This window comes from Streptomyces sp. NPDC096136, from assembly GCF_044763325.1.
In the GTDB taxonomy this organism is placed as follows: Bacteria; Actinomycetota; Actinomycetes; order Streptomycetales; family Streptomycetaceae; genus Streptomyces.
In genome coordinates, this window is record NZ_JBIWFZ010000012.1 from 95,970 (window position 1) to 111,326 (window position 15,357).

Annotated in this window: 15 protein-coding genes; 11 read left to right on the forward strand and 4 right to left on the reverse strand. The window is 74.8% G+C overall.

Annotation, left to right across the window (positions count from 1 at the left end; translation table 11 throughout):
* The first annotated feature begins 6 nt into the window (after positions 1-6).
* From ACIRBY_RS24145 to ACIRBY_RS24155, 3 genes are all read left to right on the forward strand, one after another.
* Positions 7-825, forward strand: coding sequence for an ABC transporter ATP-binding protein (locus tag ACIRBY_RS24145; RefSeq protein ID WP_403903721.1), 819 nt, complete (start codon positions 7-9; stop codon positions 823-825).
* A 311-nt stretch (positions 826-1,136) separates the two neighbouring features.
* A complete protein-coding gene (locus tag ACIRBY_RS24150; protein WP_403903724.1) occupies positions 1,137-1,910 on the forward strand; it encodes an ABC transporter permease in 774 nt (257 codons plus the stop codon).
* 31 nt (positions 1,911-1,941) lie between these two features.
* On the forward strand, positions 1,942-3,273 hold the full coding sequence (locus ACIRBY_RS24155; RefSeq protein ID WP_403903727.1) for an LLM class flavin-dependent oxidoreductase: 1,332 nt from the start codon (positions 1,942-1,944) through the stop codon (positions 3,271-3,273).
* Between the two features lie 69 nt (positions 3,274-3,342).
* Here the strand turns inward: ACIRBY_RS24155 and ACIRBY_RS24160 are convergent, their stop codons facing one another.
* The 3 genes from ACIRBY_RS24160 to ACIRBY_RS24170 form a co-directional block, all read right to left on the reverse strand.
* The gene (locus tag ACIRBY_RS24160) at positions 3,343-4,263 is read right to left on the reverse strand and encodes an NADP-dependent oxidoreductase (RefSeq protein WP_403903730.1); all 921 of its coding nucleotides are present in this window, start codon (positions 4,261-4,263) and stop codon (positions 3,343-3,345) included.
* An 84-nt stretch (positions 4,264-4,347) separates the two neighbouring features.
* Positions 4,348-5,088 carry a DUF2470 domain-containing protein gene (locus ACIRBY_RS24165; RefSeq protein WP_403903732.1) on the reverse strand — a complete coding sequence of 247 codons (741 nt, stop codon included), beginning with the start codon at positions 5,086-5,088 and terminating at the stop codon, positions 4,348-4,350.
* A 52-nt stretch (positions 5,089-5,140) separates the two neighbouring features.
* Positions 5,141-5,809: a TetR/AcrR family transcriptional regulator gene (locus ACIRBY_RS24170; RefSeq protein ID WP_403903734.1), complete on the reverse strand. Its 669-nt coding sequence runs from the start codon at positions 5,807-5,809 to the stop codon at positions 5,141-5,143.
* A gap of 98 nt (positions 5,810-5,907) precedes the next feature.
* Between ACIRBY_RS24170 and ACIRBY_RS24175 the strand changes: the two genes are divergently transcribed.
* The 4 genes from ACIRBY_RS24175 (at position 5,908) to ACIRBY_RS24190 (ending at position 8,620) form a co-directional block, all read left to right on the forward strand.
* Positions 5,908-6,303 (forward strand): cell division protein SepF, encoded by a 396-nt coding sequence (locus ACIRBY_RS24175; RefSeq protein WP_189739116.1) that lies wholly within the window; start codon positions 5,908-5,910, stop codon positions 6,301-6,303.
* A 66-nt stretch (positions 6,304-6,369) separates the two neighbouring features.
* Positions 6,370-7,620: an ATP-binding protein gene (locus ACIRBY_RS24180; protein WP_403903736.1), complete on the forward strand. Its 1,251-nt coding sequence runs from the start codon at positions 6,370-6,372 to the stop codon at positions 7,618-7,620.
* On the forward strand, positions 7,617-8,009 hold the full coding sequence (locus tag ACIRBY_RS24185) for a nucleotide pyrophosphohydrolase (protein WP_403903739.1): 393 nt from the start codon (positions 7,617-7,619) through the stop codon (positions 8,007-8,009). Before ACIRBY_RS24180 ends, ACIRBY_RS24185 begins: the two co-directional genes overlap by 4 nt.
* A 122-nt stretch (positions 8,010-8,131) precedes the next feature.
* A complete protein-coding gene (locus ACIRBY_RS24190; RefSeq protein ID WP_403903741.1) occupies positions 8,132-8,620 on the forward strand; it encodes a DUF6099 family protein in 489 nt (162 codons plus the stop codon).
* Positions 8,621-8,747: 127 nt separating this feature from the next.
* Here the strand turns inward: ACIRBY_RS24190 and ACIRBY_RS24195 are convergent, their stop codons facing one another.
* Positions 8,748-9,017 carry a hypothetical protein gene (locus tag ACIRBY_RS24195; protein ID WP_403903743.1) on the reverse strand — a complete coding sequence of 90 codons (270 nt, stop codon included), beginning with the start codon at positions 9,015-9,017 and terminating at the stop codon, positions 8,748-8,750.
* Between the two features lie 205 nt (positions 9,018-9,222).
* Between ACIRBY_RS24195 and ACIRBY_RS24200 the strand changes: the two genes are divergently transcribed.
* Genes ACIRBY_RS24200 through ACIRBY_RS24215 form a run of 4 tightly spaced genes read left to right on the forward strand, consistent with a single transcriptional unit; the run spans position 9,223 to position 15,220 of the window.
* Complete coding sequence (locus ACIRBY_RS24200) at positions 9,223-10,146, forward strand: LLM class F420-dependent oxidoreductase (RefSeq protein ID WP_403903745.1); 924 nt, start codon at positions 9,223-9,225, stop codon at positions 10,144-10,146.
* A 46-nt stretch (positions 10,147-10,192) separates the two neighbouring features.
* Positions 10,193-11,071, forward strand: coding sequence for a homocysteine S-methyltransferase (gene mmuM / locus ACIRBY_RS24205; protein WP_403903747.1), 879 nt, complete (start codon positions 10,193-10,195; stop codon positions 11,069-11,071).
* 46 nt (positions 11,072-11,117) lie between these two features.
* Entirely contained in the window at positions 11,118-12,671 is a 1,554-nt protein-coding gene (locus ACIRBY_RS24210) for a 3' terminal RNA ribose 2'-O-methyltransferase Hen1 (RefSeq protein ID WP_403903749.1), read from the forward strand.
* A complete protein-coding gene (locus ACIRBY_RS24215) occupies positions 12,668-15,220 on the forward strand; it encodes a polynucleotide kinase-phosphatase (RefSeq protein WP_403903752.1) in 2,553 nt (850 codons plus the stop codon). Before ACIRBY_RS24210 ends, ACIRBY_RS24215 begins: the two co-directional genes overlap by 4 nt.
* Positions 15,221-15,357: the final 137 nt, after the last annotated feature.

The window sequence follows — 15,357 nt, forward strand, 5'->3', positions numbered from 1 at the left end:
CCTGCCATGGCGAAGATCGAGTTCCAGTCGGTGGTGAAGACCTTCCCGGTGAAGGGCAGGAGCAGGGGGGAGTTCACCGCCCTCGACGGCATCGACCTGGAGATCGGGACGGGGGAGTTCCTCGTCGTCGTGGGCCCGAGCGGCTGCGGCAAGTCCACCCTCCTGGACCTCCTCGGCGGGCTCACCCGCCCCACCTCCGGACGGATCCTCCTGGACGGCCGGCCCGTGACGGGCCCCGGCCTGGACCGGGGCATCGTCTTCCAGCAGTACGCCCTGCTGCCCTGGCGCACCGCGCTCGGCAACGTCGAGTTCGGCCTGGAGGCGACCGGTGTCCCCCGCAGACAACGGGCGGCCAGGGCGCGGGAGTTCCTGGAACTGGTGGGACTCGCCGGATTCGAGGACCGGCACCCGCACGAGCTCTCCGGCGGGATGCGCCAGCGGGTCGCGATCGCCCGCTCGCTGGCCTACGACCCGGACGTGCTGCTCATGGACGAGCCGTTCGCCGCCCTCGACGCGCAGACCCGCGAGTCCCTCCAGGACGAGCTGCGCCGCATCTGGCAGACCACCGGCAAGACGGTCGTCTTCATCACGCACGGCATCGAGGAGGCCGTGTACCTGGGGCAGAAGGTGGCCGTCATCACCTCCCGCCCGGGCCGGGTCAAGGAGGTCGTCCCGGTCTCCTTCGGGGACCGGTCGACCGGGGCGACGGGCGAGGACCTGCGCTCCAGCCCGGAGTTCTCCCGCTACCGCCACGAGATCTGGACCCTGCTCCACGACGAGGTGGCCCGGGCCCGGCAACTGGAGAAGGAAGAGGCCGCCGTATGAGCACCGAGACACCCGCACCCGTCTCCGTATCCCTACCCGTCTCCGTCCCGCCGGGGGCCGCGAAGGAGCCGTCCGCCCCGGCTAGGCCCGCCCCGGCTAGGCCCGCCCCGGCTCCGTCCGCCCCGGCTCCGCGCGTCCCCGCTCCGCGCGTCCCCGGTGCCGCGGGCACCGGGACCGACGCCGGGGGAGCGTCCCCCGCGCCGGACGCCGGGGGCCCGGCGCCGGCGGGGGCCGCCGAGCGGCCGGAAGCCGCCGGCGGCGCGGCCGGCCGGCCCGTGAAGGGCCCCGCCCCCGGCGTCCGGGGCCGGCCCGTGGCGACGGCCGTGCTGCGCCGGCTGCGGGCCGGGCTGCTGCGGTCGGCGGCGGTGCTCGCGCTGCTGGCGCTGTGGGAGGCCGCGCCCCGGCTCGGGTTGGTCGACGCCACCTTCCTGCCCCCGTTCAGCGAGGTGGCCCGGGCCTGGTGGGGGCTGCTCGCGGACGGGCAGCTCGCCGAGCACACCCGGGCCAGCCTCACCCGCTCCTTCGGCGGCTTCGCCCTCGCCGTGCTCGTCGCCGTCCCGCTCGGCCTGCTGATCGGCTGGTACCGCCCCGTCGCGGCCTTCCTCGGCCCGCTGCTGGAGCTGTTCCGCAACACGGCGGCCCTCGCGCTGCTGCCCGTCTTCGTCCTGCTCCTCGGCATCGGGGAGACCTCGAAGATCTCGATCGTCGTCTACGCCTGCGTCTGGCCGATCCTGCTGAACACCATCAGCGCCGTCGGGAACGCCGACCCCACCCTGGTCCGGCTGGCCCGCTCGATGGACCTGTCCACCCCCCGGCTCTTCCAGAAGGTGATCCTGCCGGCCTCGGTCCCGGCCGTCTTCACCGGAATCCGGCTGGCGGGCGCGGTCTCGATCCTGGTCCTCGTGGCCGCCGAGATGATCGGCGCCAAGGCGGGTCTGGGCTACCTGATCAACGCCTCCCAGTTCAACTTCGCCATCCCCCAGATGTACGCGGGGATCGTCACGATCTCCGCCATCGGGGTGGCCTTCAACCAGCTCCTGGTCGCGGTCGAACGCCGCCTCAGCCTCTGGCGCGTCCCCGCCTGACCCGCCCCCCGTCACACCCGAGGGAACCGACATGCCCGCACCCCGCACGCTCCACCTCAACGCCTTCCTGATGAACGCCGGCCACCACGACGCCGCCTGGCGCCACCCCGCCGCCAGCCCCGAGCGCGTCACCGACGTGACCTACTTCCAGGAGCTGGCCCGCACCGCCGAGCGCGGACGCCTGGACTCCGTCTTCTTCGCCGACGGCCTCGCCCTGTGGGGCAAGGCCCGCCACAACGCCCTCGGCGGGTTCGAGCCGCTGACCCTGCTGTCCGCGATCGCGGCCGTCACCACGCACGTCGGGCTCATCGCGACCGTCTCCACCACCTTCAACGAGCCCTTCCACACCGCCCGCAAGTTCGCCTCCCTGGACCACATCAGCGGCGGCCGGGCCGGCTGGAACATCGTGACCTCCGGCACCGTCGAGGAGGCCCGCAACTTCAACCGCGACGAGCACCTGGAGCACGGCCTGCGCTACGAGCGGGCCCGCGAGTTCCTCGACGTGGCCACCAAGCTCTGGGACAGCTGGGAGGACGGCGCGGTCGTCCTCGACAAGGAGCGCGGGATCTACGCCGACACCGACCGGCTCCACCCCGCCGCCCACCGGGGCGAGCACTTCTCGGTCGCGGGCCCGCTCAACGTGCCCCGCTCGCCGCAGGGCCACCCGCTGCTCGTCCAGGCCGGGTCCTCCGAGGACGGCAAGGAGTTCGCCGCGCAGTACGCGGAGGCCGTCTTCACGGCCCAGCAGACCCTCGTCGACGGCCAGACCTTCTACAAGGACCTCAAGTCCCGCCTCGCCAAGTACGGCCGCGCCGAGGAGGACCTCCTCGTGCTGCCCGGCATCGCCCCCGTCATCGGCTCCACCGAGGCCGAGGCGAAGGCCCTGGAGCAGGAGCTCACCGAGCTCCAGATCCCCGAGTACGGGCTCGCCCAGCTCTCGGGGATGCTCGGCACCGACCTGACCGGCCTGCCGCTCGACGGCCCGCTCCCCGAACTGCCCGAGGAACGGGACATCAACGGCAACAAGAGCCGCTTCACGCTCGTCGCCGAGCTCGCCCGCCGCGACGGCCTCACCCTGCGCGAGCTGATCGCCCGCCTCGGGGCGGGCCGCGGCCACCGCGTCCACGCCGGCACCCCGGAGCAGATCGCCGACCAGCTGGAGGAGTGGTTCACCCAGGGGGCCGCCGACGGCTTCAACGTCATGGCGCCCGTCCTGCCCACCGGTCTGACCGACTTCGTCGACCACGTCGTGCCGGTGCTCCAGCGCCGCGGCCTCTTCCGCACCGAGTACACCGGCACCACCCTGCGCGAGCACTACGGCCTGCCGCGTCCCGCGGGCCGGCACGCCCGGCGGAGCGCCTGACCGCTCCCCGTCCACACGCCCCGGGGCGGGTGGGGTTCCCCGCACGGAACCCCGCCCGCCCCGGGGCGTTCAGACCGTGAGGACGATCTTGCCGCGGGCCTGCCCGGTCGCGCTCAGCTCCCAGGCGCGGCCGGCCTCGGCCAGCGGGAGGACGTGGCCCACCTTGACGGCGAGCCTGCCGGTGTCGGCGAGCTCCGCGAGGGCGGTGAGGTCGGCGGTGGAGGAGCGCGCCCAGATGTGCTTCGCGCCCTTGTCGCCCGCGTCGTTGTCGGCGACGGAGACCACCGGTCCGCCCGGGCGGACCACGGACTGGAGCAGCTCGACGCCGCCCTCGCCGTAGAAGTCGAGCCCGGCGTCGACGCCCCCGGGGGCGAGTTCGGCGATCCGCTCGGCCACGCCGTCCCCGTACAGCACCGGTTCGGCGCCCAGTGAGCGCAGGTAGTCGTGGTTGCGGGCGCTGGCCGTGCCGATGACCCGGGCGCCGAGGGCCACCGCGACCTGTACGCCGAGCGAGCCGACCCCGCCGGCGGCGGAGTGGATGACGAGGGTCTGGCCGGCGGCGACCCCGGCGCGGGTGACGGCCTGGTACGAGGTGAGCCCGGCCAGGGGGAGGCCCGCGGCCTCCTCGAAGGTGAGCGTCGCGGGCTTGCGGGCGAGGGTGCGCACGGGGGCCGAGACCAGCTCCGCGTACGTGCCCAGCTGGACCCATTCCTTGCGGACGTACCCGTAGACCTCGTCGCCCACGGCGTAGTCGTCGGTGTCGGGGCCGACGGCCTCGACCACGCCGGCCACGTCCCACCCGGGGATCACCGGGTGCCGGACCTCCAGCACGTGCCCGAGGAAGCCGGCGGCGAGCTTCCAGTCCACCGGGTTGACCCCGGCCGCTCTGACGCGGATCAGCACCTCGCCGGGCCCGACCTTGGGCTCGGGTACCTCAACGAGTTCCAGGGAGGCGGGAGTTCCGTAGCTGCGGTAGGTGATGGCCTTCATGTACGGGGCAACGAACCGGGCGGCCGGGGGTGTTCCGCCCGGCCCCCGGATTCGAGCGGTCCTCGTGCGGTCCTCCGCGCCTCCTCATGCGGGCAGGGTGTTGGGGTGCGAGCGCCGCCGGGCCGCGCTGAGCAGGGCCTGGATCTGCGCGCCCGACTGCTCGACGTCGTCCAGCGGGGAGGGGAAGGCCAGCCGGACGTCCCGGTGCCCGGTGCGCTCCTCCAGGCGCAGGGTGATCCCGTACCGGTCCAGGGCGAGCGGCAGCGCCCGGACGACGGCGGCCGTGGGGCGCGGCCCGACCAGCCGCAGCAGCAGGGTGACCAGTTCGGGGTGCTCGTCGAGGAGGTGGGTGAGCATGCCCGCCTCGTAGGGGGCGAGCGGGTCGGGCCGGGCGCCGTCCAGCTCCTCCAGGCCGAGGTACGAGGTCCCCGCCGCGGTCTGGAGGACCGCGTGGCCGTATTCCACGCAGGTGGTGGCGTCGGGGCCGGCGTCCTCGCCGGTGTACGGGGTCAGCAGGCGGCCCAGCACGGTGACGCGGGCGCGGACCCGGTCGCGTACGGGGGTCGGGGCGACGTCGGTGAACTCCAGGCGGATGGACGGGCGTGCGTCGCCGAGGAGGGAGGCGGGGTGTCCGGCGGCGGGCGCCGCCGGGTGCAGGTGGAGGCGGCCGAGGGGATCGCCGTCGTCGAGGTGGCGGACCTCGTGGCGCACCCCGTCGACGACCACCGTCATGGAGTGGGCGGCTGCCAGCACGGAGCGGACCCGCTCGGCGTCGGTGGGCCGGGCGGCGGCGGGCGTGGCGGCGGGGGCACCGGGCAGGCGCATGCGGATCTCTCCCTCGTCCAGAAGGTCGTCCAGAAGGTTAGGTATGCCTAACCTAACCTATTCGTGGTTCGGGGAGTACCCCGCGGGCCAGCCGCCCGAGGGTCTCGGCGATCCGTTCGGGCGGGAAGCCGAGGGTGTGCCGCTGGAACTGGTAGACCTCCGGGGCGAGCGGGCTCAGCAGCGCGTCCACGCTGACGTCGGGATCGGGGGCGCCGGCCTCCACCAGCAGGGACCGGACGTGCGCGCGCCAGTGCCGGTAGGCGCCCGCGGAGAACCGGGCCGGGCCCGGCCGGATGCCCAGGGTCAGCGGGAGGTGCCGCTCCAGGTGGTCCAGGACGGCGGCGTAGAAGGCCGCCAGGCGCTGCGCCGGGGGAGCGCCCGGGCCCAGCGGGGGCGGGCCGAAGGCCAGGCGGCCCTGGAGGATGCGCTCGTGCTCGTCGAGGAGGGCCGCGGCGACGGCCGGCGGATCGGGGAAGCGCCGGTAGAGGGTGGCCCGCCCCACCCCGGCGGCCTTGGCTATCTGGTCCATCGTCACACTGCGGGGGTCCCGCTCCGTGAACAACTGCTCGGCGGCCGCGAGGATCTGGGCGTGGTTGCGGATCGCGTCCTCGCGCTGCCGGGGGCGCGGGGGTGGCGCTCCGGCGGTCCCGGACGCGGTGCGCCGGACGGGGCCGCCACCCGCGATGTCGCGTAAGGTGCGGACCTCCTCGCCATTGGTCATGGCGGCGACCCTACGTGCTTCGTGTCGGTGTTGGGCCGAACGGGTGAAACGCGAGAGGATGGGGGGATGCACATGAAGCGCACGGCCGAGGCGGCCCGGTGAGCAGGTACGACGTCACCGACGAGCAGTGGGAGGGACTCGCGCAGGTGGTGCCGCTGCGCAGTCGCAACGAATGGCCCTCCCGGGTGGACCACCGCACGATCCCCAAGGCCCCCGGGGCGTCCGCGGCGGAACAGCGGCGCTTCGTGGTGATCCGGGTCCAGATCTTCGCCGACGCGCGGGAGGTGGCGGAGTACCTGATCGCGCAGATCCCGGTGCTCCTGGACCTCACCGGCGCGGACAGCGAAGTGGCCAAGCGGATCCTCGACTTCAGCAGCGGGGTCGTCTTCGGGCTGGGCAGCGGGATGCACCGGGTCGACCGGAACGTCTTCCTGCTGGCGCCCGTCGGCACCGAGGTCGAGGGGATCGCGGCCGCGGCCGTCCCCCGATCGTAGGAAGGTGGCGGCGGTGGAACGGTTCGCCGGGCCCGGCAGGGGCCCCGCGGACCGTACCGTCCGGCCATGGACGCCACACTGCACGCGGCCGGGCCGGCAGCCCCCGCCGCGTTATCCGCCGCGGCCGACGCGGACACGGCTCCCGGGGCGCCGCCCCGGGAGCACCACCGGCCCGCCGTCACCGAGTTGCAGCTGTCCGCCTTCGGGCCGCACCGGGCGGCGGTGTTCCCGCTCGGGCCGCTGACCCTGTTCGCCGGGCCCAGCGGCAGCGGCAAGTCCCAGGCGCTGGACGCCTACGGGGCCCTGTCCCGGCTCGCCTCCGGGGCCGTGCTGGACGAGGTCTTCCCGGACGCGGCGGCCCGGGTGCCGGAGGGGGCGCGGCCCGACGCCGACGGCCGGCGCGGCTTCCGGATCGGCTGCACCGTCGACGGCCCGGCCGGTCCCGTCCGCCTCGACCTCGCCGTACAGGCGGAGCCGACGCTGCGGATCGCCGGCGAGCGGCTCTCCCAGGACGGGGGCGTGCTCCTCGCCACCGCCCTGCGCGACCCGCGCCGCCGCTCCGTCCAGGCCGCCTGGCTGACCGGCGGCTCCGCCGGGATGACCCGCGCCCCGCTGCCCGACGACCGGCTCGGCACCGCCCTGCTGCCCCTGCGCGTCGCCGGGGCCACCGCCGGGCAGCGGCGGGTGCTGGCCGCCGCCGAGCAGGTGGTGGTGGCGCTGCGGTCGGTGTTCCCCTGCGACCCCCGGCCCGGCCGGATGCGGGAGCCCGTGCCGCCCGGGGAGGGGCGGCTGTGGAGCGACTGCGGGAACCTGGCCGACGTCCTGCGCCGGACCCGCCACGAATGCGGCACCCGGCACGCCCTGTTGACCCGGGCGGCGCAGACCGGGTGCGCGGGCCCGGTGGCCGCGCTCGGGGTGCGCGGTGACGGCCCGGGCGCGGCCGGAGCCCGCGGCGGGGACGCCGGCGGGCTGGTGGCGGCCGTGCTGGAGCGCGGCGCCGGGCGCCCGGCCACGGAGCTCGCCCGGCTCGGCGACGGTGAACTCCGCTTCCTGGCCCTGGCCCTCGTCCTGCTCACCGGGCCCGGGGTGCTGGCGGTGGACCCGGCCGCCGAGCTCCTGTCGGCCCGGCAGGCGCTGACCGTGCTCGCCGACGGCCTCGACCGCGGCCTGGACCGGCGCCAGTGCGGCGAACTGCTGCGCCTGGCCCTGCTCTCCGGGGCGCGCGGACACGTCCGGCTGGTGGGGGCGGTCGGCGAGGACGCGGCGGGAACCGCCCGCGGGATCCCCGGCGTCTCGGTGGTAGACCTGTCCCCATGAGTGCTGCACCCACGGACGACGGGCCCCGGCCGCCGCGCGACGAGCGGCTGTACCGACTCCAGCGACGGCTGGCCGAGTTCGCGGCCGCCCGGGACTGGGCCCCTTACCACACGCCCAAGAACCTGGCCGTCGCGCTGAGCGTGGAGGCCGCCGAACTGGTCGAGATCTTCCAGTGGCTGACACCGGAACAGTCGGCGGCGATCATGGAGAAGCCGGAGAACGCACACCGGGTGACCGATGAGGTGGCCGACGTGCTGGCGTATCTGCTGCAGTTCTGTGAGGTTCTCGGGGTGGATGTGCTGGATGCGCTCGCCGCGAAGATCGAGAGGAACGAGCGGCGTTTCCCGGCGACCGGGACATCGGCACCAGATTGTCACTCTTCGGAGTGATGGTGTCGTCCACAACCTTGATTGTGTCCACAGATTTCCGAATACCCCTGGCTTTACTGGCTCGTTGCCTTCACTCTGGGTAGTGGAGATGGACAGGATGTCGTGCGGACGGGGGACGGCATATGGATGCGGTACGGCTCATCGCGGCCGGCCGGCACGCGCTGGCACGGAGCGCGGCTGCGTGGGACATCGTGGGCGAGGCCTGGCAGGCCCAGGCGCTCGCCCAGGGGCTGGGGAGCTGGCTGGCGGTCACCGGGCCGCCGGAGCTGAGAGCGGAGGCACGGGGACTGGCGGAAGCGGGGGGCAGAGGCTGCGGGGCCGTCGACCGGACGGCCCTGGCCGGCGGTGAGGGCGTCGCCCCCGAACAGCCGCCGCGCGCGGCGCAGCTGACGGCGGTGGCGGATGTGCGGCAGGCGCTGCTCGGACTCCAGGCGCTGCTCGGCGAGGTCGGGATAGCGCTCGTCGGAGTGGCCTGCGCGACGGACGACGAGAGCCTGTACTGGCAGTGCATAGAGTCGATCGACGCGGCGGACGAGTCGAGCGACCGGGTCCGGGCCCTGCTGCGCAGGATGGCGGTCCGGGAGCGGGGGTCGGCCTCGGGCGTGCTCTGAGGCCCGCCGCGCGGCGGGCGGCCGGGCCGCGGGTCCGGCGCGTCGGGTCGAGGGTCAGGCGCGTCGGGTCCAGGGTCAGGCGCGTCGGGCCGCAGGGTCCCGCCCTGGGCGACGGGACCCCGCGGGGTCAGAGGGACCGGTCGGAGCCGCGCCCGCCCTCGTACGCGTGCCCGCCCGGGCCGGCCGGCGCGGCGGGGGCGGTGCGGTCCGCGGAGTGCTGGAGGTCGGCGTCGAGCCGGGACAGGTCGGCGTCGAGCGCAGCCATCAGCTCCTCCATCTGCTGGAGCAGGCTCCTCGGCGCGCCGCCCTGGGCGGGCACCGCCGGCTCACCGTGCGCGCGGTCGTGTGCTGCCTGTCCGGTCTGTCCGGGGTGCTCGGGCGCGGACTCGTGGGACATGGCGGCCTCCTCGGCCCTGGCCCCTCCGGTACGGAAGGGGGACGGCGGTCGTACCGGCGGGAGCCCGCCGGCGCGCGGGCCGGGCGGTCCGGCTCCGTCCGGGCCAACGATCTCCATCCGCGCTGGTCACTGACGCGCCGGGGCGCGCGCCGCCCGGTTGACGCAGATTCACCCGGCAGAGGAGCGGGAAGGGCAGGATGGGGACATGGATCTCCGCATCTTCACCGAGCCCCAGCAGGGCGCCGACTACGACACCCTCCTGACCGTCGCCAAGGCCACCGAGGAACTCGGCTTCGACGCCTTCTTCCGCTCCGACCACTACGTGCGGATGGGGTCGGTCGACGGCCTGCCCGGCCCCACCGACGCCTGGATCACCCTCGCCGGCCTGGCCCGCGAGACCAAGCGGATCCGGCTGGGCACGCTGATGACGGCCGGCACCTTCCGGCTGCCCGGCGTCCTCGCGATCCAGGTGGCGCAGGTCGACCAGATGTCCGGCGGCCGGGTCGAACTCGGTCTGGGCGCGGGCTGGTTCGAGGAGGAGCACAAGGCCTACGGGATCCCCTTCCCGGCCGAGCGGATGGCCCGGCTGGAGGAGCAGCTGGCCATCGTCACCGGCCTGTGGGCCACCGAGCCCGGCGCGACCTTCGACTTCCACGGCACCCACTACCGGCTGGAGAACTCACCGGCCCTGCCCAAGCCGGCCCAGGCCAAGGTCCCCGTCCTCGTCGGCGGGCACGGGGCGCGCCGCACCCCCCGCCTCGCCGCCCGGTACGCGGACGAGTTCAACATGCCGTTCGCCTCGGTCGAGGACAGCCGCCGGCAGTTCGCCCGGGTCCGCGAGGCCGCCGCCGAGACCGGGCGCAAGGCGGAGGAGATCGTCTACTCGAACGCCCTGGTCGTGTGCGTGGGCAAGGACGACGCCGAGGTCGCCCGGCGGGCCGCCGCCATCGGCCGCGAGGTCGACGAGCTCAAGGCCAACGGCCTGGCGGGCTCCCCGGCCGAGGTCGTCGAGAAGCTCGGCACCTACGCGGCCATCGGTTCCTCCCGCACCTACCTCCAGGTCCTCGACCTCGGCGACCTGGACCACCTGGAGCTGATCGCCGGACAGGTCATGTCCCAGCTCGGCTGATCCGCCCGAGCCGACCCCAACCCACCACCGGACGGAGGCCCCGCCGATGCCCCGCGCGACCGGCCCGCTCGCCGAAGCCCTGGCCCACGGGCCCGTGCTCCTGGACGGCGGGCTGAGCAACCAGCTCGCCGACCAGGGCTGCGACCTGTCCGGGGACCTCTGGACCGGCCGGGTGCTCGCCGAGCGCCCCAACCAGGTGGAGGCCGCCCACACGGCGTACGCCCGGGCCGGCGCCGAGGTGCTGATCACCGCGAGCTACCAGGTCGGCGACGACCCCGGCCTGCTGGAGCGCGCCGTCCGGGTGGCCGACGGCGCGGCCCGCGCCGCCGGGCACGGCGTGTGGGTGGCCGCCTCGGTGGGGCCGTACGGGGCGGTCCTCGCCGACGGCTCCGAATACCGCGGCCGGTACGGGCTCACCCGCGACGCGCTGGCCGCCTTCCACCGCCCCCGGATCGAGGCGCTGCTCGCGGCGGGGCCGGACGTCCTGGCGCTGGAGACCGTCCCGGACTCCGAGGAGGCCGAGGCCCTGCTGCGGGTGCTGGCCGGCACGGGCGCGCGGGCCTGGCTGAGCTACACCGTCGCCGACGGCCGCACCCGCGCCGGCCAGCCCCTGGCGGAGGCCTTCGCCCTGGCCGCCGACGCACCCGAGGTGATCGCGGTCGGCGTCAACTGCTGCGATCCGGCGGACGTGCTGCCCGCCCTGGAGGCCGCCGCCTCCGTCACGGCCAAGCCGCTGCTGGCCTACCCCAACGACGGCTCCGTCTGGGACGCCGGGACCCGCACCTGGCACGCCCCCGCGCACCCCGCCCCCTGGCCCACCGCCGCCTGGCAGGAGGCCGGGGCCCGGCTCATCGGCGGCTGCTGCCGGATCGGCCCGCCCTGGATCGCGGGCCTGCGCGCCGCTCTCCACCGTCCGCCGCGCTAGGAAAACCAGTGGGCCGCGGGGCGAGCCCCTGCACATACTGAAGCGCATGTTCCTGACGATCAGCACGACCGGCACCACGGAGAAACCTGCCACTGACCTGGGATTCCTGCTGCACAAGCATCCCGGGAGGACGCAGGCCTTCGCCACCTCCCACGGCACCGCCCACGTCTTCTACCCCGAGGCGACCGACCAGCGCTGCACCGCCGCGCTGCTCCTCGAGGTGGACCCCGTCGCGCTCGTACGGCGCGGCCAGGGCCAGGGCCAGGGCCAGGGCAAGGGCCGGGGCGGGGCGCCCGACGCCGCGCTCGCGCAGTACGTCAACGACCGGCCGTACGCGGCCTCCTCACTGCTCGCCGTCGCACTGGGCGGGGTCTTCCGCACCGCCCTCAAGGGCCGGTGCGAGGCCCGGCCAGAACTCCCGGGCCAGGCACGCCCGCTGCGGATCGAGATACCGGTGCTGCCCGCCCGGGGCGGCGCCGACCTGGTGCGCCGGCTGTTCGGGCCGCTGGGCTGGGACTCCGTGGAGACCACCCCGATCGCCCTGGACGAGCACTTCCCCGCCTGGGGCGACAGCCGCTACCTGCGTCTGGTGCTGGAGGGCGGGCTCCGGCTGGAGGACGCCCTGCGCCAGCTGTACGTGCTGCTGCCCGTGCTCGACGATTCCAAGCACTACTGGGTCGCCCCCGACGAGGTGGACAAGCTGCTGCGCGCCGGAGACGGCTGGCTGGCGGCGCACCCCGAGCACGCGCTCATCACCGCCCGGTACCTGGCCCGCCACAAGCGGCTCACCCGGAGCGCCATGGAACGCCTGGAACTGGCGCGCCTCGCCGAGGCCGACGGCAGCGAGGCCGAGGAGCTCGACAACGCCGTGGGCGGGGCCGCCGGACCGGACGGCGAGCCGCGGGAGCGGTCCGTGCCCCTCGCGGTACGCCGCCGCGACGCGCTCCTCGCCGCGCTGCGCGAGGCCGGGGCGGCCCGCGTCCTCGACCTGGGCTGCGGCGAGGGGCAGCTCGTCCAGGCGCTCCTGCGGGACACCGCGTTCACCGAGATCGTCGGCGTGGACGTCTCCGTGCGCGCCCTGACCACCGCCACCCGCCGGCTGCGGCCGGAGCGGATGGGCGAGCGGCAGAGCTCCCGGGTCCGGCTGCTCCAGGGCTCCCTGGCCTACACCGACAAGCGGCTGGCCGGCTACGACGCGGCCGTGCTCAGCGAGGTCATCGAGCACCTGGACCTGCCGAGGCTGCCCGCCCTGGAGTACGCCGTCTTCGGCTCGGCCCGCCCCCGCACGGTCCTCGTGACCACCCCGAACGTCGAGTACAACGTCCGCTGGGAGTCCCTGCCCGCCGGACGGGTCCGCCACCGCGACCACCGTTTCGAGTGGACCCGCGCGGAGTTCCGCGCCTGGGCCGACCGCGTCGCCGCCCGGCACGGCTACGCCGTGGCGTACCGGCCCGTGGGCGACGAGGACCCCGAGGTCGGCCCGCCGACCCAGATGGCCGTCTTCACCCGCGCGGACGAGCCCGCCGCGACCGGCACTCCCGCGACCGGCACCCCCGCGACCGACACCGCCGACACCCCGAAGGAGGGAGAGGCAGCATGACCACCCCCACCGCCCACCGCGTGCTTCCCGTCACCGACCTGTCCCTCGTCGTCCTCGTCGGGGCCACCGGATCGGGCAAGTCCACCTTCGCCCGCAAGCACTTCGCACCCACCGAGATCCTCTCCTCGGACTCCTGCCGCGGCCTGGTCGCCGACGACGAGAACGACCAGAGCGCCAGCAAGGACGCCTTCGAGGTCCTCCACTACATCGCCGGCAAGCGGCTGGCCGCCGGACGCCTCACGGTCGTCGACGCCACCAGCGTCCAGAAGGAGTCCCGCCGCGAGCTCGTCCGCCTGGCCCGCGAGCACGACGTCCTGCCCATCGCCATCGTCCTCGACATGCCCGAGTCGGTCTGCGCCGAACGCAACGCGGCCCGCCCCGACCGGGCCGGCCTGCCGCGCCGCGTCATCCAGCGCCACCGCTCCGAGCTGCGCCGCTCGCTGCGCGGACTGGAGCGCGAGGGCTTCCGCAAGGTGCACGTCCTGCGCACCGTGGACGAGGCCGAATCCGCAGAGGTGGTGCGGGAGAAGCGCTTCAACGACCTCACCCACCTCACCGGCCCCTTCGACATCATCGGCGACGTCCACGGCTGCTCCTCCGAGCTGGAGACCCTGCTCGGCAGGCTCGGCTACGAGGACGGTGTCCATCCGGCGGGCCGCACCGCCGTCTTCGTCGGCGACCTCGTCGACCGCGGCCCCGACAGCCCCGGCGTGCTGCGCCGGGTGATGGGCATGGTCAAGTCCGGCAACGCGCTGTGCGTGCCCGGGAACCACGAGAACAAGCTGGGCCGTTACCTCAAGGGGTCCACGGTCCGGCAGACCCACGGCCTCGCAGAAACCGTCGAACAGCTCTCCCACGAGAGCGAGGAGTTCGTGAAGGAGGTCAGGGAGTTCATCTCCGGCCTGGTCAGCCACTACGTCCTCGACGGCGGCCGGCTGGTGGTCTGCCACGCCGGGCTGCCCGAGAAGTACCACGGACGCACCTCCGGCCGGGTCCGCTCGCACGCCCTCTACGGGGAGACCACCGGCGAGACCGACGAGTTCGGCCTGCCCGTGCGCTACCCGTGGGCCGAGGACTACCGGGGCAGGGCGGCCGTGGTCTACGGACACACCCCCGTCCCGGACACCGCCTGGATCAACAACACCATCTGCCTCGACACCGGCGCCGTCTTCGGCGGCCGGATGACCGCCCTGCGCTGGCCCGAGCGCGAACTGGTCGACGTACCCGCGCAGAAGGTCTGGTACGAGCCCGTCAAGCCGCTGGCCGCCGAGGCGCCCGGAGGGTTCGACGGCCGCCCGCTCGACCTGGCCGACGTGCAGGGCCGCCGTGTCGTGGAGACCCGCCACCTGGGCAACGTGGGCGTCCGCGAGGAGAACGCGGCCGCCGCCCTGGAGGTCATGAGCCGCTTCGCGGTCGACCCCCGCCTCGTGCCGTACCTGCCGCCGACCATGGCGCCGACGGCCACCTCCCGGGAGGACGGATGGCTGGAGCACCCCGCCGAGGCCTTCGCCCAGTACCGGGCCGACGGCATCGGGCGGGTCGTGTGCGAGGAGAAGCACATGGGCTCCCGCGCCACCGTGCTGCTGTGCCGGGACGCCGCCGCCGCCCGGACGCGCTTCGGCGTCGAGGGCGGCCCCACCGGCTCGCTCTACACCCGCACCGGGCGCCCCTTCTTCCAGGAGCCTGAGCTCACCGAGGAGTTCCTCGCCCGCCTGCGCGCGGCCGTGGACGGCGCCGGACTGTGGGAGGAGCTCGGTACGGACTGGCTGCTGCTGGACGGGGAACTCCTGCCCTGGTCCCTGAAGTCCACCGGCCTGCTGCGCAACCAGTACGCTGCCGTGGGCGCGGCCTCCCGCACCGTCCTGCCGGAGGCCGTCGCCGCCCTGGCCGCGGCCGAGGCCCGGGGCGTGGACACGGGCGGACTGCTGGAGCGCCAGCGCGGACGGGCCGCCGACGCCGAGGCCTTCACCGAGGCCTACCGGCGCTACTGCTGGACCACCGACGGGCTGGAGGGCGTACGGTTCGCGCCGTTCCAGCTGCTCGCCGCGGCCGGGCGGTCCCTGGCGGCCGTACCGCACGACGAGCAGCTCGCCTGGCTGGACCGCCTCGCCGATGCCGACGAGCGCTCCGCCGCCCCGCTGCTGCGCCGCACCCGCCGGGTGTACGTGGACACCGCCGACGAGGACTCCGTCCGCGCGGGCACCGACTGGTGGCTGGAGCTGACCGGGGCCGGCGGTGAGGGCATGGTCGTCAAACCGCTCCAGGCCTACGCCCGGGACGGGAAGGGGCGGCTGGTCCAGCCGGGGCTGAAGGTGCGCGGGCGCGAGTACCTGCGGATCATCTACGGCCCGGAGTACACCCGCCCCGACCGGCTGGAGCGGCTGCGCGAGAGGTTCCTCGGGCACAAGCGCTCGCTCGCCCTGCGCGAGTACGCGCTGGGCCTGGAGGCGCTGGACCGGCTCGCGGCGGCGGAGCCGCTGTGGCGGGTCCACGAGGCGGTGTTCGCCGTCCTCGCCCTGGAGTCGGAGCCGGTCGACCCCCGGCTGTGAAACGGAAGACCGCGTAAAGCGGCGGCCCCCGTACGGCCTCGAATTAGGTCGTATGGGGGAACTTTCGCGGAGAAGGCCGGGAAAACCGCCGGCGGGATCGTTCATCCAGGGCAGCGGAGTGTCCGCGACCCTGGAAG